This is a genomic window from Haemophilus sp. SZY H68, assembly GCF_018829685.1.
Taxonomy (GTDB): Bacteria; Pseudomonadota; Gammaproteobacteria; order Enterobacterales; family Pasteurellaceae; genus Haemophilus; species Haemophilus haemolyticus_K.
On the sequence record NZ_JAHKKB010000003.1, the window covers coordinates 1 to 20,641 of the forward strand.

General features: G+C 39.9%; 22 protein-coding genes, 3 tRNA genes and 5 pseudogenes. 20 read left to right on the forward strand and 10 right to left on the reverse strand.

Features of this window, described 5'->3' with window-relative positions; all coding sequences use genetic code 11:
- Nucleotides 1-215 (reverse strand): annotated as a pseudogene (locus KP712_RS06200) (IS4 family transposase); the annotation flags it as partial.
- A 109-nt stretch (nt 216-324) separates the two neighbouring features.
- Here KP712_RS06200 and KP712_RS06205 point away from each other — a divergent pair.
- From KP712_RS06205 to KP712_RS06215, 4 genes and pseudogenes are all read left to right on the forward strand, one after another.
- Nucleotides 325-543 (forward strand): annotated as a pseudogene (locus KP712_RS06205) (IS3 family transposase); the annotation flags it as partial.
- A gap of 277 nt (nt 544-820) precedes the next feature.
- Nucleotides 821-916: pseudogene (locus tag KP712_RS09240) on the forward strand (peptide ABC transporter ATP-binding protein); the annotation flags it as partial.
- A gap of 11 nt (nt 917-927) precedes the next feature.
- Nucleotides 928-1,944 (forward strand): YeiH family protein, encoded by a 1,017-nt coding sequence (locus KP712_RS06210; RefSeq protein ID WP_215770710.1) that lies wholly within the window; start codon nt 928-930, stop codon nt 1,942-1,944.
- A gap of 515 nt (nt 1,945-2,459) precedes the next feature.
- Entirely contained in the window at nt 2,460-2,870 is a 411-nt protein-coding gene (locus KP712_RS06215) for a hypothetical protein (protein ID WP_215770711.1), read from the forward strand.
- Between the two features lie 54 nt (nt 2,871-2,924).
- On the opposite strand, the gene KP712_RS06220 is transcribed toward KP712_RS06215, so the two are convergent.
- Nucleotides 2,925-3,182 (reverse strand): hypothetical protein, encoded by a 258-nt coding sequence (locus tag KP712_RS06220; RefSeq protein WP_215770712.1) that lies wholly within the window; start codon nt 3,180-3,182, stop codon nt 2,925-2,927.
- Nucleotides 3,183-3,396: 214 nt separating this feature from the next.
- On the opposite strand from KP712_RS06220, the pseudogene KP712_RS06225 reads away from it, so the two are divergent.
- The 6 genes and pseudogenes from KP712_RS06225 to KP712_RS06250 all read left to right on the forward strand — a co-directional run.
- Nucleotides 3,397-3,582, forward strand: a pseudogene (locus KP712_RS06225) (carboxymuconolactone decarboxylase family protein); the annotation flags it as partial.
- A 125-nt stretch (nt 3,583-3,707) separates the two neighbouring features.
- Complete coding sequence (locus tag KP712_RS06230; protein WP_252346419.1) at nt 3,708-4,238, forward strand: DUF302 domain-containing protein; 531 nt, start codon at nt 3,708-3,710, stop codon at nt 4,236-4,238.
- Nucleotides 4,239-4,338: 100 nt separating this feature from the next.
- Nucleotides 4,339-4,533, forward strand: a complete 195-nt coding sequence (locus KP712_RS09245; RefSeq protein ID WP_204371006.1) for a helix-turn-helix domain-containing protein — start codon at nt 4,339-4,341, stop codon at nt 4,531-4,533.
- A gap of 304 nt (nt 4,534-4,837) precedes the next feature.
- Nucleotides 4,838-4,966 (forward strand): annotated as a pseudogene (locus tag KP712_RS06240) (ABC transporter permease); the annotation flags it as partial.
- Entirely contained in the window at nt 4,966-5,658 is a 693-nt protein-coding gene (locus KP712_RS06245) for an ATP-binding cassette domain-containing protein (RefSeq protein WP_215770713.1), read from the forward strand. The pseudogene KP712_RS06240 and the gene KP712_RS06245, both read left to right, overlap by 1 nt.
- A 309-nt stretch (nt 5,659-5,967) precedes the next feature.
- Entirely contained in the window at nt 5,968-6,582 is a 615-nt protein-coding gene (locus KP712_RS06250; protein WP_003766668.1) for a CadD family cadmium resistance transporter, read from the forward strand.
- A 108-nt stretch (nt 6,583-6,690) separates the two neighbouring features.
- Here KP712_RS06250 and KP712_RS06255 read toward each other — a convergent pair whose 3' ends face one another.
- A complete protein-coding gene (locus tag KP712_RS06255) occupies nt 6,691-6,909 on the reverse strand; it encodes a hypothetical protein (RefSeq protein WP_046943022.1) in 219 nt (72 codons plus the stop codon).
- Between the two features lie 130 nt (nt 6,910-7,039).
- Between KP712_RS06255 and KP712_RS06260 the strand changes: the two genes are divergently transcribed.
- Nucleotides 7,040-7,903: an AraC family transcriptional regulator gene (locus KP712_RS06260; protein WP_215770714.1), complete on the forward strand. Its 864-nt coding sequence runs from the start codon at nt 7,040-7,042 to the stop codon at nt 7,901-7,903.
- Nucleotides 7,904-8,019: 116 nt separating this feature from the next.
- Here KP712_RS06260 and rimO read toward each other — a convergent pair whose 3' ends face one another.
- A complete protein-coding gene (gene rimO / locus KP712_RS06265) occupies nt 8,020-9,357 on the reverse strand; it encodes a 30S ribosomal protein S12 methylthiotransferase RimO (RefSeq protein WP_114891390.1) in 1,338 nt (445 codons plus the stop codon).
- Between the two features lie 151 nt (nt 9,358-9,508).
- Here rimO and KP712_RS06270 point away from each other — a divergent pair, with 151 nt between their 5' ends.
- The 7 genes from KP712_RS06270 (at nt 9,509) to KP712_RS06300 (ending at nt 13,378) form a co-directional block, all read left to right on the forward strand.
- Nucleotides 9,509-10,225, forward strand: coding sequence for an MgtC/SapB family protein (locus tag KP712_RS06270; RefSeq protein WP_215770715.1), 717 nt, complete (start codon nt 9,509-9,511; stop codon nt 10,223-10,225).
- A gap of 165 nt (nt 10,226-10,390) precedes the next feature.
- Nucleotides 10,391-11,506, forward strand: a complete 1,116-nt coding sequence (gene asd / locus KP712_RS06275; RefSeq protein ID WP_215770716.1) for an aspartate-semialdehyde dehydrogenase — start codon at nt 10,391-10,393, stop codon at nt 11,504-11,506.
- A 78-nt stretch (nt 11,507-11,584) separates the two neighbouring features.
- Nucleotides 11,585-12,529 carry an alpha/beta fold hydrolase gene (locus KP712_RS06280; RefSeq protein ID WP_215770717.1) on the forward strand — a complete coding sequence of 315 codons (945 nt, stop codon included), beginning with the start codon at nt 11,585-11,587 and terminating at the stop codon, nt 12,527-12,529.
- A gap of 115 nt (nt 12,530-12,644) precedes the next feature.
- Nucleotides 12,645-12,739 (forward strand) — tRNA-Ser (locus tag KP712_RS06285).
- Between the two features lie 20 nt (nt 12,740-12,759).
- Nucleotides 12,760-12,836, forward strand: a tRNA-Arg gene (locus KP712_RS06290).
- Nucleotides 12,837-12,892: 56 nt separating this feature from the next.
- Nucleotides 12,893-12,969 (forward strand) — tRNA-Arg (locus KP712_RS06295).
- A gap of 97 nt (nt 12,970-13,066) precedes the next feature.
- Nucleotides 13,067-13,378: a DUF5389 family protein gene (locus KP712_RS06300; RefSeq protein ID WP_215770718.1), complete on the forward strand. Its 312-nt coding sequence runs from the start codon at nt 13,067-13,069 to the stop codon at nt 13,376-13,378.
- A gap of 41 nt (nt 13,379-13,419) precedes the next feature.
- On the opposite strand, the gene glmU is transcribed toward KP712_RS06300, so the two are convergent.
- The 5 genes from glmU to hflD all read right to left on the reverse strand — a co-directional run bounded on the left by glmU (nt 13,420) and on the right by hflD (nt 18,147).
- Nucleotides 13,420-14,790 (reverse strand): bifunctional UDP-N-acetylglucosamine diphosphorylase/glucosamine-1-phosphate N-acetyltransferase GlmU, encoded by a 1,371-nt coding sequence (gene glmU, locus KP712_RS06305; RefSeq protein ID WP_215770719.1) that lies wholly within the window; start codon nt 14,788-14,790, stop codon nt 13,420-13,422.
- Between the two features lie 157 nt (nt 14,791-14,947).
- Complete coding sequence (rplL, locus tag KP712_RS06310; protein ID WP_005626607.1) at nt 14,948-15,319, reverse strand: 50S ribosomal protein L7/L12; 372 nt, start codon at nt 15,317-15,319, stop codon at nt 14,948-14,950.
- 54 nt (nt 15,320-15,373) lie between these two features.
- A complete protein-coding gene (rplJ, locus tag KP712_RS06315; protein WP_005626605.1) occupies nt 15,374-15,865 on the reverse strand; it encodes a 50S ribosomal protein L10 in 492 nt (163 codons plus the stop codon).
- Nucleotides 15,866-16,136: 271 nt separating this feature from the next.
- Nucleotides 16,137-17,507 (reverse strand): adenylosuccinate lyase, encoded by a 1,371-nt coding sequence (gene purB, locus KP712_RS06320; protein ID WP_215770720.1) that lies wholly within the window; start codon nt 17,505-17,507, stop codon nt 16,137-16,139.
- Between the two features lie 22 nt (nt 17,508-17,529).
- Nucleotides 17,530-18,147 carry a high frequency lysogenization protein HflD gene (gene hflD / locus KP712_RS06325; RefSeq protein WP_215770721.1) on the reverse strand — a complete coding sequence of 206 codons (618 nt, stop codon included), beginning with the start codon at nt 18,145-18,147 and terminating at the stop codon, nt 17,530-17,532.
- A 128-nt stretch (nt 18,148-18,275) separates the two neighbouring features.
- Here hflD and trpS point away from each other — a divergent pair, with 128 nt between their 5' ends.
- Entirely contained in the window at nt 18,276-19,280 is a 1,005-nt protein-coding gene (gene trpS / locus KP712_RS06330; RefSeq protein ID WP_111696252.1) for a tryptophan--tRNA ligase, read from the forward strand.
- Nucleotides 19,281-19,302: 22 nt separating this feature from the next.
- A complete protein-coding gene (locus tag KP712_RS06335) occupies nt 19,303-19,593 on the forward strand; it encodes a YfcZ/YiiS family protein (protein WP_215770722.1) in 291 nt (96 codons plus the stop codon).
- Between the two features lie 48 nt (nt 19,594-19,641).
- Here the strand turns inward: KP712_RS06335 and dusA are convergent, their stop codons facing one another.
- Nucleotides 19,642-20,631 (reverse strand): tRNA dihydrouridine(20/20a) synthase DusA, encoded by a 990-nt coding sequence (gene dusA / locus KP712_RS06340; protein ID WP_215770723.1) that lies wholly within the window; start codon nt 20,629-20,631, stop codon nt 19,642-19,644.
- Nucleotides 20,632-20,641 lie beyond the last annotated feature (10 nt).

Consider the following 20,641-nt stretch of genomic DNA (forward strand, 5'->3'; position numbering starts at 1 on the left):
TTGTGGAGGTGACGATTACCTAACAATCGGTCGATTCGTTTGATGTTATGTTTTGTTCTCGCTTTGGTTGGCAGGTTACGGCCAAGTTCGGTAAGAGTGAGAGTTTTACAGTCAAGTAATGCGTGGCAAGCCAACGTTAAGCTGTTGAGTCGTTTTAAGTGTAATTCGGGGCAGAATTGGTAAAGAGAGTCGTGTAAAATATCGAGTTCGCACATCTTGTTGTCTGATTATTGATTTTTCGCGAAACCATTTGATCATATGACAAGATGTGTATCCACCTTAACTTAATGATTTTTACCAAAATCATTAGGGGATTCATCAGTGCAAAGTATGAGTCGCCGAGGAAATTGCTACGATAATGCGGTGATTGAAAGTTTTTTTGCGATACTAAAATCAGAGTGCTTTTACTCTCGGACTTATCATTCAATTGCTGAATTACAGGCTGAAATTGAAGAATATTTAGTGTATTACAACCAAAAACGAATTAAACTTGCTTTCAAAGGGTTGAGCCCGGTGCAATACCGAGCTCAATATTTAAGTTAACTAACCTGTCCAACTTTTGGGGGGCAGATCAAAGTGCGGTCAAAACCACGATTAATAATTTGATTGATTTCCTTTTGAACCCTATTAAACATTCAATATCCTAGCCATATTTTACTAATATGCCTTACAATTTGGCACATAATTTATCACAATGCATTTGTTATGTTACGTCTAAATCTGAGATTTTTATATTTTCTGCTCTGCATAAGCTAAAGTGTAGAATTACAGGCTGCGCCAAGTATTCCAACATTTTTAACTGAAAAAGGTTTTTTTATTTAATCCACAAACTGATATTATTCGTCGCTTAGTCGAAAGCTATTTTGGCAAAATTTTAGATGAAACTGCTTGGGTAAAAGACAAAAACACTCACTAAGGAGAGAAAAAATGAACACACGTCCCTTTTATTTCGGACTTATATTTATCGCGATTATCGCTATACTTGCTAGCTACTTAGGGAGTACCGACTTTTCTCATCACTATCATATCAGCGCCTTAATTACTGCCATCTTGCTGGGAATGGCAATCGGCAATACCATTTACCCACAATTTTCTACACAAGTAGAAAAAGGTGTGTTATTTGCGAAAGGCCCCCTTCTTCGCACAGGCATTGTGCTGTATGGTTTTCGCCTCACCTTTGGCGATATCGCCGATGTTGGCTTAAATGCTGTCGTCACTGATGCAATCATGCTAATTTCAACGTTCTTTTTTACCGCACTTTTGGGCATTCGTTATCTAAAAATGGATAAACAATTGGTTTATCTCACTGGGGCTGGATGTAGCATTTGTGGTGCGGCAGCGGTTATGGCGGCAGAGCCTGTTACCAAAGCAGAATCTCATAAAGTTTCAGTGGCGATTGCCGTAGTGGTCATTTTCGGGACGCTTTCTATTTTTACTTATCCATTTTTCTACACTTGGTCACAAGATTTAATTAACGCTCATCAATTCGGTATTTATGTTGGTTCTAGCGTTCATGAAGTGGCTCAAGTTTATGCGATTGGGGGAAATATTGATCCTATCGTGGCGAATACAGCCGTCATTACCAAAATGATCCGAGTAATGATGCTCGCACCATTTTTATTAATGCTTTCTTGGTTATTAACACGTAATAATGGGGTATCAGAAAATACGTCACACAAAATTACAATTCCTTGGTTTGCTGTACTTTTTATTGGCGTTGCCATTTTTAATTCTTTTGATTTATTACCAAAAGAACTCGTGAAATTATTAGTTGAAATCGATTCTTTCTTATTAATTTCAGCGATGTCTGCGCTTGGCTTAACTACGCAAGCAAGCGCAATCAAGAAAGCTGGATTAAAACCTCTGATTTTAGGGATACTGATTTATTTATGGCTAGTGGTTGGTGGATTTTTAGTGAACTATGGAATATCAAAATTAATATAAAATTCACTTAAGATTGACCGCACTTTGATCTGCACCCCAAAACCTAGACCCCACGATAGCGCGCGTTTCCTAACGCGTGCCTGAAAATCAATTTCGTTTGATTCAGATTTTTACTATTTTCATGAATAACTTCAATTTGCTTATTTTTTAGATAGATAAAACTACGCGTCAGAAGGGGGGGCTATCTGGGGAGCCGTTGGTAAAGCCAACGTTCAGAATCCTTTTGATTTTATGACCGCACTTTTTTGTCATTAGAAGAAAATGAAGAACTTAAACAGGTAATCACTTTATCGCCAAATATCACTTTTTCGGTAAACTTTATTCGTGAGCTTGCCTCGGGATTTTGCTAACTCCGAAACCACAATAGATTGTAATGGCACAAGTGAAGACGCTTGCGCTATCAGGGGAAATGGTACTTTTATTACGCTATTGAAATGTAATAGCGTCGTCTCCATTTATTTAAAGTGGGTAACTCACCCACAATAAATCCATTTAATTAACATTAAGGAATTAATATGAACCTTGAAAACATTTCAAATGAAGTTAAAGATTTAATTGGTAATTTTGTAAGTGAAAATTTGTCGTCAATTTTGCCAACCTGTATAGAGGTTGATACTGACTACGGTCCTCAAAATGGCTCGTCAGAGGGTGAATATTTAGATGACTACACGATAAAATCAATAGAGCTAGAGGAGGATGAATCTGAAAATACAATCCAAGTTTCAGCAATCTTAGATTTGGAAGTATCCGTTGATATTTCTGGTGATGTACATGGATTTCACGAGCCAGGAGAAGATGACCCATGTTTTTCAACAAACAAATCCTTTAAAATAAACAATGTTAAAATTAGTGGCAACCTATATTTAGAAGATGACGAAATTGATAGCTATGACTTCAATATAGATAGCACAGGAACTATGTTATAGGAACAACTTTAATTGTATAGAATGCCGTCTGAAACCAACCTTTCAGACGGCATTTTAATATGGAGTAAACCCATGCAAAACCGCAACTTCAACGACCTCTACGCCTTCACCCAAGTCGTCAAGCTCGGCAATTTCAGTCGGGCGGCGCAGTCCCCCACGATAGCGCGCGTTTCCTAACGCGTGCCTGAAAATCAATTTCGTTTGATTCAGATTTTTACTATTTTCATGAATAACTTCAATTTGCTTATTTTTTAGATAGATAAAACTACGCGTCATAAGGGGGGCTATCTGGGGAGCCGTTGGCAAAGCCAACGTTTAGAATCCTTTTGATTTTATGACCGCACTTTTTTGTCATTAGAAGAAAATGAAGAACTTAAACAGGTAATCACTTTATCGCCAAATATCACTTTTCCGGTAAACTTTATTCGTGAGCTTGCCTCGGGATTTTGCTAACTCAGAAACCACAATAGATTGTAATGGCACAAGCGAGGACGCTTGCGCTATCAGGGGGGGGCGCGTACACTTTGCCATCGCCGTCGCCATCACTATCCGTTGCGAAAGCTGCATCAGCGTACATGCCGCCACAGCCGCCAAAGCGGGCGCGACTGAAAGCGAAATCGCCGGCGCGCTGGCAACCGCTATCGCCCTGAATGCAGGCGCAGCCTACACTTACGCCCTGCGCGCTTTGGAAGCGGTTGATGCGCAGCGTTGATTTTGTCTCAAAGGGTCGTCTGAAAACCACTCCCGTTTCAGACGACCCTTTTGCTGACGGGCATTGCTTTTTGCCGCCGAACCGTTTAGATTGATGTCTTTATTCAACTGTTTGGAGAAACAACCATGAAAAAATTACTGACTGCTGCGCTGACTGCCGCCGCACTCGTCCTTCCTGCCGCCGTATCCTATGCCGCGCCCGCTGCTAAAGCCGCCAGCGCTTCACATAGCGGCGATGCCGCCCGACAAACCGATTCCCGACAAAGTTCAGCCATGAATCAAACCCATACCGCCGTCAGCAAATACAGCTTCGACGATACCGTCCGCCGTTTGGAAACCGCCGTTAAAGAAAAAGGCATGATCGTGTTCGCCGTCATCGACCACCAAACCGCAGCGCGACAAAGTGGTTTGGACATGCAGCCCGCGAAAGTCATCGTTTTCGGCACGCCCAAAGCCGGCACGCCGCTGATGCAAAAAGACCCCGCCTTCGCCCTGCAACTGCCGTTGCGCGTCCTCGTTACCGAAGCTGACGGCGCAGTCCAAGTCGTATTCAACGATACGCGCGCGCTGGTGTCGGGCAGCAAAATAGAGTTCGCCGAAGTGGAAAACACACTCGCCAATGCGGAAAAGCTCATCCGTAAAACGGTAACGGAATAAGGTTCGCCCAAATCCGAAGGTCGTCTGAAAACCTGAGCAAACCCTGAACTGCACCCCAAAAGTTGGACATCCCCTCCAACTCACAAGGTGCAGTTTTTTTATGAGCAAATATACATTACACTTCAAATACCAAGCCGTACTCCACTACCTGCATATACGCAGCCAACAGCGTACCGCAGATCATTACGGCATCTCCCGAACCCACCTGCGACGATGGATACGCGCCTATCAAGAAGGCGGCATCGGCGCACTCGAACATCCCCACGATAGCGCGCGTTTCCTAACGCGTGCCTGAAAATCAATTTCGTTTGATTCAGATTTTTACTATTTTCATGAATAACTTCAATTTGCTTATTTTTTAGATAGATAAAACTACGCGTCAGAAGGAGGGGCTATCTGGGGAGCCGTTGGCAAAGCCAACGTTCAGAATCCTTTTGATTTTATAACCGCACTTTTTTGTCATTAGAAGAAAATTGAAGAACTTAAACAGGTAATCACTTTATCGCCAAATATCACTTTTCCGGTAAACTTTATTCGTGAGCTTGCCTCGGGATTTTGCTAACTCCGAAACCACAATAGATTGTAATGGCACAAGCGAGGACGCTTGCGCTATCAGGGGGACTTCGACGGTGATGGCTTATGTGGTGTTGGTTATCGTGTTTGTGTCGCTGTTTGAATACCTGATTACCAAGCCTTTGGAAATTTTGTTTATGCCGTGGAGAAGATGATGCTCTGTCTTGAAAACGTGCGTTTTGAAATTCTCCGCGACCCCATCGTGCGCGATTTCAGTTTGAACTTGCAACATGGCGAAGTGAAAGCTTTGTTCGGGCCGAGCGGCTGTGGCAAGACGACGGTTTTGCGTTTGATTGCGGGCTTGGAAACGCCGAAATCGGGCTCGATACGCAATACTTTCCGCAAAACGGGTTTTCTGTTTCAGGAAAACCGCCTGCCGGAAAACTTGACCGCGATGCAGAATATCGCTATTTTTATGGACAAACCCGATGAAGGCGAAATCATCGCGCTGGCGGCGAAAGTCGGGCTGACTGCGGGCGATTTGAACAAATATCCGACCGAATTGTCCGGCGGCATGGCGAAACGGGTAGCATTTTTGCGCCTGCTGCTGTGCGGCTGCGACCTTGCCTTGCTGGACGAGCCGTTCGTCGGTTTGGACCGCGATTTGCGCGATATTTTGGTCGCCATGCTGGTGGAAAAAATCGAGCGGCAGGGCATGGCGTGTATGCTGGTAAGGCACGACCGCTTCGAAGCCGCACGCCTGAGTCATGAAATCATGCTGCTTTCCACTAAGGGCATGAACGTGCAAAACGTGATTACCCTGCCTACGCCGCTGTCCGAACGCGATTCGGCTTTTGAAGAAGCCGTGGTGGCAAGAGAGTTTCAGGGGATTCATTATTATGAGTGATAGGAATTTAAATTTCTGACAAACCTTGCGGTTCGTTGCCCTCTCACTAACCCTCTCCCACGGAGAAAGGGGATCAGGTTTCTCAAAATCAGAGAGCCGTAGAATTGGGAATCAGATGGCGGGTAAACCTGAAAATGTTCAGGCTCGACAGCCCAATTCCCTCTCTCCGTGGGAGAGGGCTAGGGAGAGGGTAAGCAAGCCGCAGGCTTGCCTCTTTAGCGAAAGATACGAATCTGTTATCCGAACGCGATTCGGTTTTTGAAAAAGCCGTGGTGCCAAGGGGGCAGAGGATTCATTATGAGGTGCTTTATGTTTTCGACTGTGATTACTGCTGCTGTTTTATATATTGCTACAGCAGTAGATTTGTTGGTAATACTATTAATATTTTTTGCTAGAGCAAATACTAGAAAAGAATATCGAGATATTTATATCGGACAATATTTAGGTTCTGTAATTTTAATATTAGTTAGTTTATTTCTAGCTTTTGTTTTGAATTATGTTCCGGAAAAATGGGTGTTGGGTTTATTAGGTTTAATACCGATTTACTTAGGTATTAAAGTTGCTATTTACGACGATTGTGAGGGCGAAAAAAGAGCTAAAAAAGAATTGGATGAAAAAGGGTTGTCAAAATTAGTCGGTATTGTTGCTTTGGTTACAGTTGCTAGTTGTGGTGCAGATAATATTGGACTTTTTGTTCCTTACTTTGTGACTTTAGATCTTGTCGACTTATTAGTTACTCTTCTTGTATTTTTAATATTGATTTTTGTTTTAGTATATACAGCACAAAGATTGGCTAATATTTCAGGTGTTGGTGAAATTGTAGAGAAGTTTAGTCGTTGGATAATGGCTGTTATTTATATTGGTTTAGGGTTATTTATTATTATTGAAAATAATACAATTCAAACAATAATATCAATAATATGAATGATACGGGCATTTGAGTATCTGACAAACCTTCGGCTTGCTTCTTCAATACAAGATACAACCCTGTCCGCCCAATAAATCCATATCCGAAAGCATCTTCATGCAGAATTAAGCCAAACCATGAATAAGTTTTTCACCCACCCCATGCGGCCGCTTTTCGTCGGTGCGGCGGTGCTTGCCATACTCGGCGCGTTGGTGTTTTTCATCAGCTCCGGTGCCGTCATTTTGAAATGAAACCAAATCAAAGCCGATTGAACCATCGTCCACTTGGGTACGACCATCACGTCCGCCGGTTGCTGTTGCTGATGTTTTGTAGAAAATTTTCATGATATTGTCCTCAATTCAATATTGGTTAAATGTTTTGGCGTACTGCCGTTTAAAGTGAGTTCATTATATTGAACGGCAATATGAAGTGTTATATGATTTATCCAAATTACTTGCCTATTCCTACAAAATAATGTTCTCAACTGAAACGATAGAACGCTTATTAAAAGTTATTCCACATAACGAAACCTATTCATCTCCAATTAAAGGCTTGGTGATTCGCCATGCCGATCAGCCGTTTTGCTACGAGGGTATTATTCAAGAACCGAGCATTTGCATCGTGTTAAGTGGGGAACGTGAAATACAACTAGGCGAACAATGCTACCGTTTTGACAATCAACACTTTATGTTCTGCCCAGTCAATGTACCGATGCGTGGTGAGATTAAATATGCAGAGCCGCAAAAGCCGTTTTTAGTGATTTCGATGAAAATTGATATTGAGAGCGTTAGCAAGATTTTATTAGCAAATCCAAACCTTGCAGATGATGTTCAAAAGGGTGACGAAGGTTTTGCACAATGGCATCTGGATGAATCTCTCAAAAATGCTGTTGAACGTCTATTTTTATTGCACGAAAATCCAAAAGATATTGAATTTCTTGCACCACTTATCCAACAAGAAATCTACTATCGGTTGCTTACTGGTGAGCAAGGATATAAACTTAAAGCGATGGTAAGCATTGGATCTCATACGAAAAAAATTGCCCAATCCACCCACTATCTACAACAGCATTTCAGTGAAACCATTACCGTGGAAACCTTGGCAAATCTGAGCGGCATGTCATTATCTGGTTTTCACAGCCATTTTAAGAAGATAACCAGCCTTTCACCGCTGCAATATCAAAAATCCTTACGTTTGATGGAAGCCAGACGACTGATCTCACAAGAAGGGAGAGGCATTACCGAAGCCGCTTACCAAGTCGGCTACGAATCGCCTAGCCAATTCAGCCGTGAATACAAACGCTATTTCGGGCATGCGCCAAAGGGGGATATTAAATAGATGAGGCTTAAAGATAGGTTCAAAAACACTTAAAAATTTGACCGCTCTTAGTCATAAAAAATCCATCTTCAATACGAAGATGGATTTTTTGTTTATTTCGTTGAGATTGTTATTATTTAACAACTTCCCCACAAATCATATTCATCAGAATTTGTGATGGTTACTTTAATCACGTCGCCGACTTTGACATTGATTCCGCTTAAATTATCTACATAAACTAATCCATCAACTTCAGGGGCATCTGCTTTGGAGCGGCCAATAATGCCTTCTTCGTCAATTTCATCCACTAATACATCAAGAGTTTTACCGATTTTTTGTTTTAAACGGTTTGCAGAAATTTCTTGTTGTAATTGCATGAAACGATGGAAACGTTCTTCTTTCACATCTTCTGGTACTTGGTCAGCCATCTCTGTTGCAGGAGCTCCTTCAACTGGGCTGAATTTGAAGCAGCCTACGCGATCAAGTTGGGCTTCTTTTAAGAAATCGAGCAATAATTGGAAATCTTCTTCTGTTTCACCCGGAAAACCAACAATAAAGGTGGAGCGTAATGTTAAATCTGGGCAAATTTCACGCCATTGTTTAATGCGTTCTAAAGTGCGGTCAATACTGCCCGGTCTTTTCATTGCTTTTAAGATTTTTGGGCTCGCGTGTTGTAATGGAATGTCTAAATACGGCAAGAGCGTGCCATCAGCCATTAATGGAATTAAATCATCCACATGCGGATAGGGATACACATAATGTAAGCGAACCCAAATGCCAAGTTTGCCAAGTTGTTTACAAAGCGTCATTAAATCATTTTTAATTGGCATGCCATTCCAGAAAGCCGTTTTTACACCGCCCTCTTGGCGTTTTAAGTCCATGGAATAAGCGGAAGTGTCTTGGGATACCACAAGCAATTCTTTTACGCCTGCTTCAGCTAAACGTTTGGCTTCATCCAAAACTTGCGTAATAGAACGACTTTCTAAATCACCACGCATAGATGGAATAATACAGAACGTACAACGGTGATCACAGCCTTCAGAGATCTTCAAATAGGCATAATGTTTTGGTGTGAGTTTTACGCCTTGTTTTGGTACTAAGCTGGTGTAAGGGCTATGTGTCGGTTTTGGCACATATTTGTGAACTTGTGCCATTACTGCTTCATAACTGTGTGGACCGCTGACTTCCAAAACTTTAGGATGCACTTCACGAATTTGGTCTTCTTTTGCCCCCAAACAGCCAGTTACAATGACGCGTCCATTTTCTTCCAATGCTTCGCCAATGGCTTCCAGTGATTCCTGCACGGCACTATCAATAAAGCCACAAGTGTTCACAATCACTAAATCGACATTTTCATAGCTTGGCACAATGTTGTAACCATCGGTGCGTAGTTCCGTTAAGATTCGTTCAGAATCTACTAAGTTTTTTGGGCAACCAAGGCTTACAAAGCCAATGCTTGGGGTTGAATTTTGCATAAAAATAACCGTTTTTCGCTCTATAAAATTTCAAACGCAAGATTTTACTCAATTTTCGCAAGAAAGGCGATAAATTAAAGGCTTCGAAAGGTAAAGATTTTAAGCTAAGTGATGTAGAATAAACGATTATGTCGGACTCATTTTTATCATTATGGAAAATTCATCTTTACTTTTAACTGCACTTTTCGATCCTTATCACTTAATTATTTTTAGCAAAATGCTATTGGCGATGGTGCTTGGTAGTGTTATCGGCTTAGAGCGTGAGCTTAAGCGCAAACCTGTGGGCGTGAAAACTTGCGCCATTATTGCCGTCACCACTTGTGTGCTAACGATTGTTTCGATTCAAGCCGCAGAGCATTATGCACAAGTTTCAGAAAATATCCGTACAGATCCGATGCGCCTTGCGGCTCAAGTGATTAGTGGCATCGGTTTTTTAGGTGCAGGTGTGATTTTGCATAAGAAAAATGATGCGATTTCAGGTTTAACCACTGCAGCGATTATTTGGGCTTCTGCGGGGATCGGTATTGCTGCTGGGGCAGGTTTCGTATTCGATGCGGTTATCGCCACTGTGATGATTTTGGTGTCTATTCGATTAAGTCCGTTGGTTCAACGTTGGGTTCATCGTAAATCACAACGTCGTCGGACAAAATTCAATATTCTTGTCAATGGTGCGGAAAGCATTGGAAAAGTCACCCAATTGTTAGTAAACAATCAGTATCGTATTGAACATATACAGGTGAAAGATCAAAGTAATGGTGAAGTGCGGTTACAAATTCGCTGTTTTTCCATTGATTCCACAATGTTGAAAGATGCGTATGCATTGTTGAAAGCGGAAGAAGGTGTGATAAGTGTCGAAGTAGATAACTAGAAAAAGAGCGGTCAAATTAAATTTTCTTTTAAATTGACTGCTCTTTTTTATTTCTTATTTAATTTCTTTCGCAAAATGTAAATTTCCATGAAAAATACTTGATTTTGCTAACGCTATCTTGTAATTAATAATTCTATTTAAACACAACAAACTAAGGAAACAATAATGAAAAATGTAGGCTTTATCGGCTGGCGCGGAATGGTGGGTTCCGTATTAATGGATCGTATGTTGCAGGAAAATGATTTTACGAATCTTAATCCCGTATTTTTTACAACTTCACAAGCAGGTCAAAAAGCCCCTGTATTTGGTGGCAAGGATGCAGGCGAACTTAAAAATGCATTCGATATTGAAGAACTGAAAAAATTAGACATTATCGTGACTTGCCAAGGAGGCGATTACACCAATGAAGTCTATCCAAAATTAAAAGCAACAGGTTGGGACGGTTATTGGGTTGATGCCGCTTCTGCACTACGCATGAAAGATGATGCAATTATCGTGCTTGATCCGGTAAATCAACATGTGATTTCTGAAGGGTTGAAAAAAGGCATTAAAACTTTCGTGGGCGGGAACTGTACCGTAAGCTTAATGCTTATGGCTATCGGCGGTCTATTTGAAAAAGATTTGGTGGAATGGATTTCTGTGGCAACTTACCAAGCGGCTTCAGGTGCTGGCGCAAAAAATATGCGTGAATTACTTTCACAAATGGGTTTATTAGAAAAATCCGTAAGCGCAGAATTAGCCGATCCGGCCTCTTCTATTTTAGACATTGAACGTAAAGTCACCGCTGAAATGCGCGCTGACAGCTTCCCAACAGAAAACTTTGGTGCCGCATTAGGTGGCAGCTTAATCCCTTGGATTGACAAACTTCTTCCAGAAACCGGACAAACTAAAGAAGAATGGAAGGGTTATGCAGAAACCAACAAAATTTTAGGTTTAAGCGACAATCCAATTCCTGTGGATGGTTTATGTGTGCGTATTGGTGCATTACGTTGCCATAGCCAAGCATTCACTATTAAACTGAAAAAAGACTTACCATTAGAAGAAATCGAACAAATTATTGCATCACATAATGAATGGGTGAAAGTGATTCCAAACGACAAAGAAAGTACATTGCGTGAATTAACGCCAGCTAAAGTAACGGGTACATTAAGCGTACCGGTTGGTCGTTTACGTAAATTGGCAATGGGACCAGAATACTTGGCTGCCTTTACTGTGGGTGACCAATTATTATGGGGGGCAGCAGAGCCAGTTCGCCGTATCTTAAAACAATTGGTGGCATAATTGGCAGAGTGCGTGAAGTAAAATCTCACGCACTTTTTCTTTCTTTTGTATGCGTTGATGTATCCCATCTAAAAACTTATGAATCGAGAATCCTACTTTACTCAATTTGTCTTTACCAAACTGTTACCTTTTTTTAATCAATTTTCAACGCAATATTTCACTGGCAAAAATAATGTTCAAATCGCTTATCGTCATTTAATCCACGCAAAAAGTGCGGATAGAAAATTGATGATTTTAGTGAATGGTCGTGCTGAAAATATGTTGAAATGGTCAGAGCCAGCTTATGATTTTTATCATCAAGGCTATGATGTGTTGCTATTTGATCACCGTGGTCAAGGCTATTCAACCCATTTGTTGAAGGATTCTGAAAAAGGGCATTTAGACGAATTTCGTTTCTATGTCGATGATATGGCGAAAATCATCGAAAAAGTAACCGCACTTTTCAGCTATTCAACGCAGCATTTGCTTGCTCATTCAATGGGCGCATTGATTGCAACCTATTATTTGGCTAATTATGATCATCGCATTAATAAAGCCGTGCTTTCTTCGCCTTTTTACGGTATTCCTTTAAAACACCCTATTAGAGATGAACTGATTATTGCCCTAATGAATATGTTAGGGCAGAGCGAGCGTTATGTTTTTGGTAAAGGGGCTTATCAACAAGCCCACTTGGAATACAATGAACTAAGTTTCTGTAAAAACAGAATGAAATGGATGAATCGTGTTAATCGTAAGAATCCAGCAATTCATCTTGGCGGACCAACGTTCCGTTGGCTACATTTGTGTTTGAATGCCATTAAACGTTTGCCGAAAGTTATTCCTAAGATTGAAATTCCAATCCTAATTTTACAAGCCGAAAAAGAAAAAATAGTAGATAACAAAAATCTTGAAAAATTAACCGCACTTTTTCCGAATGCTCAATGCAAAGTTGTATTGAACGCTAAACATGAGGTGTTATTTGAGCAAGATGAATTGAGACAGGAAACAATATCTAAGATTTTAGTATTTTTGAATAATGAGTAGATTTTTATTCAATAATATATTTAATGTGTAGATAAAATATTCAAACAGGTGTGTTTTTCAAAAAATGGTTTGACATATTTTCTAAAAAACGTATTATACCGCTCACACCGATTGTGGTGAGATGGCCGAGCAGGCTGAAGGCGCTCCCCTGCTAAGGGAGTATGGGGTTAAAAAGCTCCATCGAGGGTTCGAATCCCTCTCTCACCGCCATTGTTTGTTTTATTTATTCTGCACCCGTAGCTCAGCTGGATAGAGTACTCGGCTACGAACCGAGCGGTCAGAGGTTCGAATCCTCTCGGGTGCGCCATTTTAAAGCGACTCTATCTTATTAAAGTGGTTATGAATAATTAAAGCATCATCTACGCACCCGTAGCTCAGCTGGATAGAGTACTCGGCTACGAACCGAGCGGTCAAAGGTTCGAATCCTTTCGGGTGCGCCATTTCATTTTATCCAAGTCTATTGATTTCCACTTACTTTCTAATAATCACAGTATTTGCTATATTGTAATTATCTTTTATTTGTAAAATTTTTAAATTATGACAAGACAATCTTTGCCTCGTGGTTTTAGTTTATTTTCTTGGGAATTAGCTATTTTTTGTGCCCCTGTATTGTTATGTCCGATGGCTCTGTTGCTTTCCACTACATTTGATAAAAATCCAAAATTGGAAACTTGGCAAGTTAATTTATTCTCAATATTTTTTTGGATTTATCCTATTATTCTTGCGGTGGTAGCTCGAATTTTATATCGCCTACATCAGAGAAAGCCAAAATTGGCTTTTAAATTATTGGTATTAAGTGCGGTCATTTTTTATATAGCTTTAATTACGATTTGTAAAATCGGTTTATAAAAAAAATCCTACGATAAAACGTAGGATTTTTTTATGCTATTTTATTTTTTCTTTGTTGGTCGTTGCCAATTTTGAATATGGTGTTGAGGAACTCGTGTAATCACTAATTCATTTTCGCCAACATCACGTGTAATTGTTGTCCCAGCACCAATAGTTGCGCCATTTGCGACTTTTACTGGCGCGACTAATTGTGTATCAGATCCCACAAACACATCATCACCGATGATCGTTTTAAATTTATTTGCGCCATCATAGTTACAGGTGATGACACCCGCACCAATATTACAATTTGAGCCGATTTCTGAATCGCCAACATAGGTTAGGTGATTTACTTTAGAACCTTTACCAACGGTAGATTTTTTAATTTCTACAAAGTTACCGACATGCGTTTCAGCTGCGAGTTCTGCACCTGGGCGTAAACGAGAAAATGGACCAATTGCGGCTTTTTCTCCCACTACAGAATCCTCTAGCACAGAATATGGTTTTATTTCTACATCATTGCCAATAACAATATTTTTCAATACGCAACCTGCGCCAATTTTTACGCGATCACCAAGTTTAACATTACCTTCGATAATAACATTAACATCGATTTCTACATCTTTTCCGTGCTCTAATGTTCCACGTAGGTCAAAACGAGCGGGATCGTAGATCATTACGCCATCAAGTAATAATTTGGAGGCTTGTTTATTTTGGAAATAACGTTCAAGTGCGGCTAATTGTAAGCGATTATTTGCGCCTTCAACTTCCATGACATCTGTTGCTTGTACTGCAACAACTTGGCAATTATCCTGGTTTGCGAGAGCAATAAGATCCGTTAAGTAATATTCGCCTTGAGCATTATTATTACCTACACGAGCTAGCCATTTTTTGAAACTTGTACCATCGGATACCATAACGCCAGTATTTACTTCTTTAATATTTAGTTGATCTGCATTTGCATCTTTTTGTTCTACAATTGCTACAACATTCCCATTTTCACGGATAATTCGTCCATAGCCTGTTGGGTTATCTAAATTTACGGTAAGCAATGCAATGCCATTTTCTGGTTTTGCTTTAATTAACTTTTCTAATGTTTCTTTAGTGATTAATGGTGCATCGCCGTAAAGTACAACAATATTTTCGTTATCCTTAAAGAAAGGTGCCGCTTGTTGAACTGCATGTGCTGTGCCAAGTTGTTCTGTTTGTAATACCCAGTTTACTTGTTCATTCGCAAGATGGGTACGCATTAAGTCCCCACCGTGGCCATAGATTAAATGAATATTTTCTGCGCCTAATTGATGAGCTATATCAATTACATGTTTTACCATTGGTTTACCAGCGATTGTATGTAGAACTTTAGGTAAATCGGAATACATACGCGTTCCTTTTCCGGCTGCTAAAATTACCGCACTTAATGCTTTTATAGTCATAGATTTTCTCTTTATTTATCAATAATAATAGGAGATATTTTATCGTAGAAAGGAGAAGATGATAAGTTTTTAAATTAAGGAAGTTGTGGCTTTATAGATAGGAAAAACCGATGGTTTCCCATCGGTTTTCTGAATTTTAAAGTGGTTAAAAGAGAAATTATTTAACTTCTACTTGTGCACCAGCTTCTTCTAATTCTTTCTTAAGTGCTTCAGCTTCTTCTTTAGAAACACCTTCTTTTAATGCTGCTGGAGCAGATTCAACTAAATCTTTAGCTTCTTTTAAGCCTAAACCAGTTGCACCACGTACTGCTTTGATTACTGCTACTTTGTTAGCACCAGCTGCTGCAAGAATTACGTCGAATTCAGTTTTTTCTTCTGCTGCCGCTGCGCCGCCTGCTGCTGGAGCTGCTGCTACTGCTGCCGCTGCTGAAACACCGAATTTTTCTTCCATCGCTGCGATTAATTCAACGATTTCAGTTACAGTTTTTGAAGCAATCGCTTCAATGATTTGTTCGTTAGTTAATGACATAACAATCAATTCCTAAAATAAATAAAGTTAGATGAAGTAAGAAACGCTTAATGATTAAGCTGCTTCTTGTAATTTGTCGCGTAATGCCGCGAAGGTGCGAGCAAGTTTGCCTGCTGCAGCTTCTTTCATTGTGCCCATTAAACGTGCAATCGCTTCTTCGTAAGTTGGTAATGTTGCCAAGAATTCAACATCTTGGATTTTACCTTCAAAGGCTGCACCTTTAATTTCAAACTTATCGTTTGCTTTAGCAAACTCTTTGAACAAACGAGCAGCTGCGCCCGGGTGTTCGTTAGAGAACGCGATAAGTGTTGGACCTACAAACGTATCTTTTAAGCATTCGTAATCTGTGCCTTCAACTGCGCGACGTAATAAAGTATTACGAACTACACGCATTGTAACTCCAGCTTCACGTGCTGATTTACGTAATTCAGTCATTTTCTCAACAGTTACACCGCGAGAATCCGCGATTACTGCTGAAAGTGCACCTTTGGCTGCTTCATTTACTTCAGCAACAATTGCTTGTTTGTCTTGAAGATTTAATGCCATTGGCTTTTAGCTCCTGAATACACTCCGATTGCTCGGAATTAATTTACCTAATCCTAAGACTAGGATGACTTCGGCGCCCAGAAGCAAGAAAAATTCTTATTCTGTTCACCATCTACGTAGGATAATTAAGATTACTCCCCTACGGTCTTGGATGGGGCTTGAATAGGTCAAGCACCAACCAGAAATTTGTTAGATTGACTAACACAGGCGCAAGATTATAGAGAAAAGCTATGTTCTTGTAAAGAATATTGTTGGAAAAAGAGCCAAATTCCTATGATAGTTTCTCTACTAATTCCACTGCAGCCCCAATATAAGTAGCGGGTGTTAATTTTTGTAAACGTAATTTTTCTTCTTGTGGAATATCCAACTTATCAATAAATTCACGCATAGCCTGTTCTGTCACTCGTTTACCTCGCGTTAATTCTTTTAATTTTTCGTAAGGTTTTTCTATTCCATAGCGGCGCATTACGGTTTGAATTGGTTCAGCCAAAACTTCCCAGTTTTGATTGAGCTCTTCTAATAAGTGCGGTTGATTTACTTCAAGTTTACTAATGCCTTTGCGTGTTGAAGCATAAGCGATCAAACAATAACCTAATCCTACGCCTAAATTACGCAATACGGTTGAATCCGTTAAGTCACGCTGCCAGCGAGAAATTGGTAATTTTTGACCTAAGTGGGTCATTACTGCATTGGCTAATCCTAGATTGCCCTCTGAATTTTCAAAGTCAATTGGATTGACTTTATGTGGCATGGTAGAAGAACCAATTTCGCCAGCAATAGTTCGTTGTTTAAAGTGATTTAATGCAATGTACCCCCATAAATCCCGATCAAAATCAATGATAATGGTATTAAAGCGTACTACAGCATCAAAAAATTCAGCGATGTAATCGTGCGGCTCAATTTGCGTGGTATAAGGATTCCATTGAATACCTAATGAAGTGACAAATTCTTCGCTGAATTTATGCCAATCAATATTAGGATATGCCGATAAATGCGCATTGTAGTTACCTACCGCGCCATTGATTTTACCTAAGATTTCCGCGTTTTGGAGTTGTTTAAATTGACGTTTTAGGCGGTAAACGATATTTGCCATTTCTTTGCCCACGGTGCTTGGTGAAGCTGGCTGGCCATGTGTGCGAGAAAGTAATGGAATTGTTTTATATTCTTTTGCAAGACGAGTGATTTCATCAATCAGTTTTTTCCATTCTGGTAAAATCACTTCGTCACGAGCGGTGCTTAACATTAATGCGTGAGAGAGATTGTTAATATCTTCTGAGGTGCAAGCGAAGTGAATAAATTCGGAAACGTTCACTAGTTCTACTTCATTTTGAATTTTCTCTTTCAGAAAATACTCAACGGCTTTTACATCGTGATTAGTTGTGCGTTCAATTTCTTTAATACGCGCAGCATCTGTCTCATTAAAATTAGCCACAATTCCATCTAAAAAAGCATTTGCTTGCGTAGAAAATGGTGGTACTTCGGTAATTTCTGCCGTTGAAGCTAATTTTTGTAACCAACGAACTTCCACAGCTACACGGAATTTCATTAACCCGAATTCGCTAAAAATAGCGCGTAATGGAGTTACTTTATCTTGATAACGACCATCAAGAGGGGAAAGTGCGGTCAGTGTAGAGAGTTGCATAAATGTTTGCTCCAGAATTGTATTAATAAATAGAAGAATAAATCTGTTTTGCGGTGGCAAGTAATTTTCTGCGGAAAAATAAAATTTGCCATTTTGTTCCGCCCATTTGTTTCCACAGCACGGCAGAGCGAATGCCTGCAAGTAAAACTGCACGAATTTTATTTTGCACGAGTTCTTGTCGCAAATAATCAGGCGAGCCTAGTATGTGAATTTTTTTGCCCAATGGGCTAATAACGTCGTTGTAAATGTTTGCCATAATAGATAACATTGTTTCACTATCGCGAGCGTAATGAATTTCTTGTTCTTTTAGGCGAGAAATTCGATTGCCTAATGTTTGTTTGGCATCGGGATTTTTCGATAATTTTCCTTCTAATGCTAAAAGGCTTAGCCAATAGCGAGTTAAATTTTGATCGCCTTGCGCGTTTAGCTGATGAATTAAGGTTTCTAGACCTAATTTTAAATGACGAACTTCGCCACCAAAAACATCTTCGATTCGTTGTGGTTGGGTAATGAAAAGGCTATTAAGTGCGGTTAAAAATGTATCTGAATCTGCTCGACTTTCTGTTGCAAGTTGATGAACCAATTTTGCTGATTGGCACACGCCAGCAAGGGCAAGAACAATATCGTGGTAGTTTTTCATTCGAAAATATTAGGAAAACGTTTTCGTTAAATATAGCATTTTTAACCTAGCTTTTGAACTCGAACATTAAAAAAGCCCAGAGTTTCTGGTATGATGTGCGAACAGTTTTAAGGTATTAAGGATTGATTATGGCAAAACCAATTGTTTTTAGTGGCGTGCAGCCTTCTGGTGAATTAACTATCGGAAATTATTTGGGCGCGTTGCGCAACTGGGTGAAAATGCAAGAGGATTATGAATGTATTTTCTGCGTAGTTGATTTACATGCGATCACTGTTCGTCAAGATCCTGTTGCCCTTCGTAAAGCAACGCTTGATGTGCTTGCACTTTATTTGGCATGCGGAATTGATCCAAATAAAAGTACTATTTTTGTTCAATCTCATGTTCCAGAACACACGCAATTAGGCTGGGTGTTAAACTGCTACACTTATTTCGGTGAAATGAGCCGAATGACGCAATTCAAAGATAAATCAGCGCGTTATGCAGAAAATATTAACGTAGGTTTGTTTGATTACCCTGTGTTAATGGCGGCGGATATTTTACTTTACCAAGCAAAAAGCGTACCTGTTGGCGATGACCAAAAACAACACTTAGAAATTACGCGTGATATTGCAAACCGCTTTAATGCGCTTTATGGCAATATTTTCACTATTCCTGAAATTTTCATTGGAAAAGCAGGTGCACGTATTATGTCATTGCAAGATCCTGAAAAGAAAATGTCAAAATCAGATGATAACCGCAACAACGTGGTGACACTTTTAGAAGATCCAAAATCTGTGGCGAAGAAAATTAAACGTGCCGTAACGGATTCAGATGAGCCGCCTATTGTTCGTTATGATGTGCAAAATAAAGCGGGTGTATCCAATCTTTTAGATATTCTTTCTGCGGTTACGGATAAGCCAATTGCTGAGCTTGAAAAAGAATTTGAAGGTAAAATGTACGGACATTTAAAAACAGCAGTAGCTGATGAAGTATCAACTTTACTTGCTGGTTTACAAGAACGTTTCCATCAATATCGCAATGATGAAGCTTTATTAGATAATATCTTACGACAAGGAGCGGAAAAAGCTCGTGCAAAAGCGCAAGAAACCTTGGCGAAAGTGTATGAAGCAGTAGGTTTTGTTGCTGCAAAATAATCTGAATAAAAGGGATAATATTATGGCGATTCAAACTGAAAAACCGATTGAATGTGTAGGTTGTAACACATTTGATATGAAATCACTTTTCGATAATCGTGATTGTAGTCAGGTTATTGAATATGTTTATGACAGTGAAGAACAAGCGCAAGAAGCGCTCGCATTTTTTACTCAGAAAGCGCGTGATGTAGAAAGTGAACCTTGTGAAATTCAATCTGAAATTACAATAGTGGATGATGGTTATTTATTAAAGGCAGATTTCACTTTCTGTTGCCAAGCTGAATTGGTGATTTTTCAAATGCGTATCGCGTAAGAAAAACAGCTGAAAAATAAGCCGCACTTTTGCGGCTTATTTTGTTTTTTAGGATTCGTTTTCTACAAAGCTTAAGGCGGTTTCAACCACTTCAATTCCTGCGCCTTGTTTAAACGCATTTTCGCTTAAATAGCGTCGCCATTGACGAGCACCTTTGCAATTTTGGAATGCGCCTAACATATGGCGGACGATATGATTAAGGTGTATGCCTTGATTAAGTTGTTGTTCAATATAAGGAAGCATTGACTGTACCGCTTCATGAGCGGTAACAATTGGTGAACTAGGATCAAATAAGGCTTGGTCGATTTGCCCAAGTAAACTTGGATTTTGATAGGCCTCTCGCCCAACCATCACGCCGTCCACATATTGCAAATGTTGCTTTATTTCTTCAATGGTTTTAATCCCACCGTTAATTGCAATAGTTAGTTGTGGAAAATCACGTTTTAGTTGATATACCCGAGCATAATCTAATGGCGGAATTTCTCGATTTTCTTTAGGGCTTAACCCTGAAAGCCAAGCTTTTCGTGCGTGGATAATAAACTCTTGGCAACCTTTTCCTTGAACTTTTTCAATAAAATCACATAAAAATTCATAGCTGTCTAATTCATCAATTCCAATACGGGTTTTCACAGTGACTGGAATTTTTACCGAACTTTGCATTTGTTCTACACAGTCTGCCACCAAATCTGCTTTCGCCATTAAGCAAGCGCCAAACATTCCATTTTGTACGCGATCAGAAGGGCATCCTACATTGAGATTAATTTCGTGATAGCCTCGTTCTTCAGCAAGTTTTGCACAATATTTGAGTTGTTCAGGATCGCTTCCTCCCAGCTGTAACGCAACGGGATTTTCTTGTAAATCAAAATCCAAGTGATCGTATTTGGCATGGATAATCGCAGGTGTGGTGACCATTTCAGTGTAAAGTAACGCATGCTTTGAAAATTGGCGATGAAAATAACGACAATGGCGTGTTGTCCAATCTAACATTGGCGCAACAGAAAAACGGCCGCGGTAAAAGTGCGGTAGATTTTGAGGCATTTTTATTTCT

What these genes read in the sequence shown, in the direction of transcription:
- KP712_RS06250 (WP_003766668.1), top strand. Translation starts at nt 5,968, where the DNA reads ATGTTTTCGACTGTGATTACTGCTGCTGTTTTATATATTGCTACAGCA.
- KP712_RS06245 (WP_215770713.1), top strand. Translation starts at nt 4,966, where the DNA reads ATGCTCTGTCTTGAAAACGTGCGTTTTGAAATTCTCCGCGACCCCATC.
- dusA (WP_215770723.1), bottom strand. Translation starts at nt 20,631, where the DNA reads ATGCCTCAAAATCTACCGCACTTTTACCGCGGCCGTTTTTCTGTTGCG.
- KP712_RS06280 (WP_215770717.1), top strand. Translation starts at nt 11,585, where the DNA reads ATGAATCGAGAATCCTACTTTACTCAATTTGTCTTTACCAAACTGTTA.
- KP712_RS06215 (WP_215770711.1), top strand. Translation starts at nt 2,460, where the DNA reads ATGAACCTTGAAAACATTTCAAATGAAGTTAAAGATTTAATTGGTAAT.
- KP712_RS06270 (WP_215770715.1), top strand. Translation starts at nt 9,509, where the DNA reads ATGGAAAATTCATCTTTACTTTTAACTGCACTTTTCGATCCTTATCAC.
- purB (WP_215770720.1), bottom strand. Translation starts at nt 17,507, where the DNA reads ATGCAACTCTCTACACTGACCGCACTTTCCCCTCTTGATGGTCGTTAT.
- rplL (WP_005626607.1), bottom strand. Translation starts at nt 15,319, where the DNA reads ATGTCATTAACTAACGAACAAATCATTGAAGCGATTGCTTCAAAAACT.
- KP712_RS06230 (WP_252346419.1), top strand. Translation starts at nt 3,708, where the DNA reads ATGAAAAAATTACTGACTGCTGCGCTGACTGCCGCCGCACTCGTCCTT.
- glmU (WP_215770719.1), bottom strand. Translation starts at nt 14,790, where the DNA reads ATGACTATAAAAGCATTAAGTGCGGTAATTTTAGCAGCCGGAAAAGGA.
- KP712_RS06335 (WP_215770722.1), top strand. Translation starts at nt 19,303, where the DNA reads ATGGCGATTCAAACTGAAAAACCGATTGAATGTGTAGGTTGTAACACA.
- rplJ (WP_005626605.1), bottom strand. Translation starts at nt 15,865, where the DNA reads ATGGCATTAAATCTTCAAGACAAACAAGCAATTGTTGCTGAAGTAAAT.
- hflD (WP_215770721.1), bottom strand. Translation starts at nt 18,147, where the DNA reads ATGAAAAACTACCACGATATTGTTCTTGCCCTTGCTGGCGTGTGCCAA.
- KP712_RS09245 (WP_204371006.1), top strand. Translation starts at nt 4,339, where the DNA reads ATGAGCAAATATACATTACACTTCAAATACCAAGCCGTACTCCACTAC.
- KP712_RS06260 (WP_215770714.1), top strand. Translation starts at nt 7,040, where the DNA reads ATGTTCTCAACTGAAACGATAGAACGCTTATTAAAAGTTATTCCACAT.
- trpS (WP_111696252.1), top strand. Translation starts at nt 18,276, where the DNA reads ATGGCAAAACCAATTGTTTTTAGTGGCGTGCAGCCTTCTGGTGAATTA.
- rimO (WP_114891390.1), bottom strand. Translation starts at nt 9,357, where the DNA reads ATGCAAAATTCAACCCCAAGCATTGGCTTTGTAAGCCTTGGTTGCCCA.
- KP712_RS06210 (WP_215770710.1), top strand. Translation starts at nt 928, where the DNA reads ATGAACACACGTCCCTTTTATTTCGGACTTATATTTATCGCGATTATC.
- asd (WP_215770716.1), top strand. Translation starts at nt 10,391, where the DNA reads ATGAAAAATGTAGGCTTTATCGGCTGGCGCGGAATGGTGGGTTCCGTA.
- KP712_RS06300 (WP_215770718.1), top strand. Translation starts at nt 13,067, where the DNA reads ATGACAAGACAATCTTTGCCTCGTGGTTTTAGTTTATTTTCTTGGGAA.
- KP712_RS06255 (WP_046943022.1), bottom strand. Translation starts at nt 6,909, where the DNA reads ATGAAAATTTTCTACAAAACATCAGCAACAGCAACCGGCGGACGTGAT.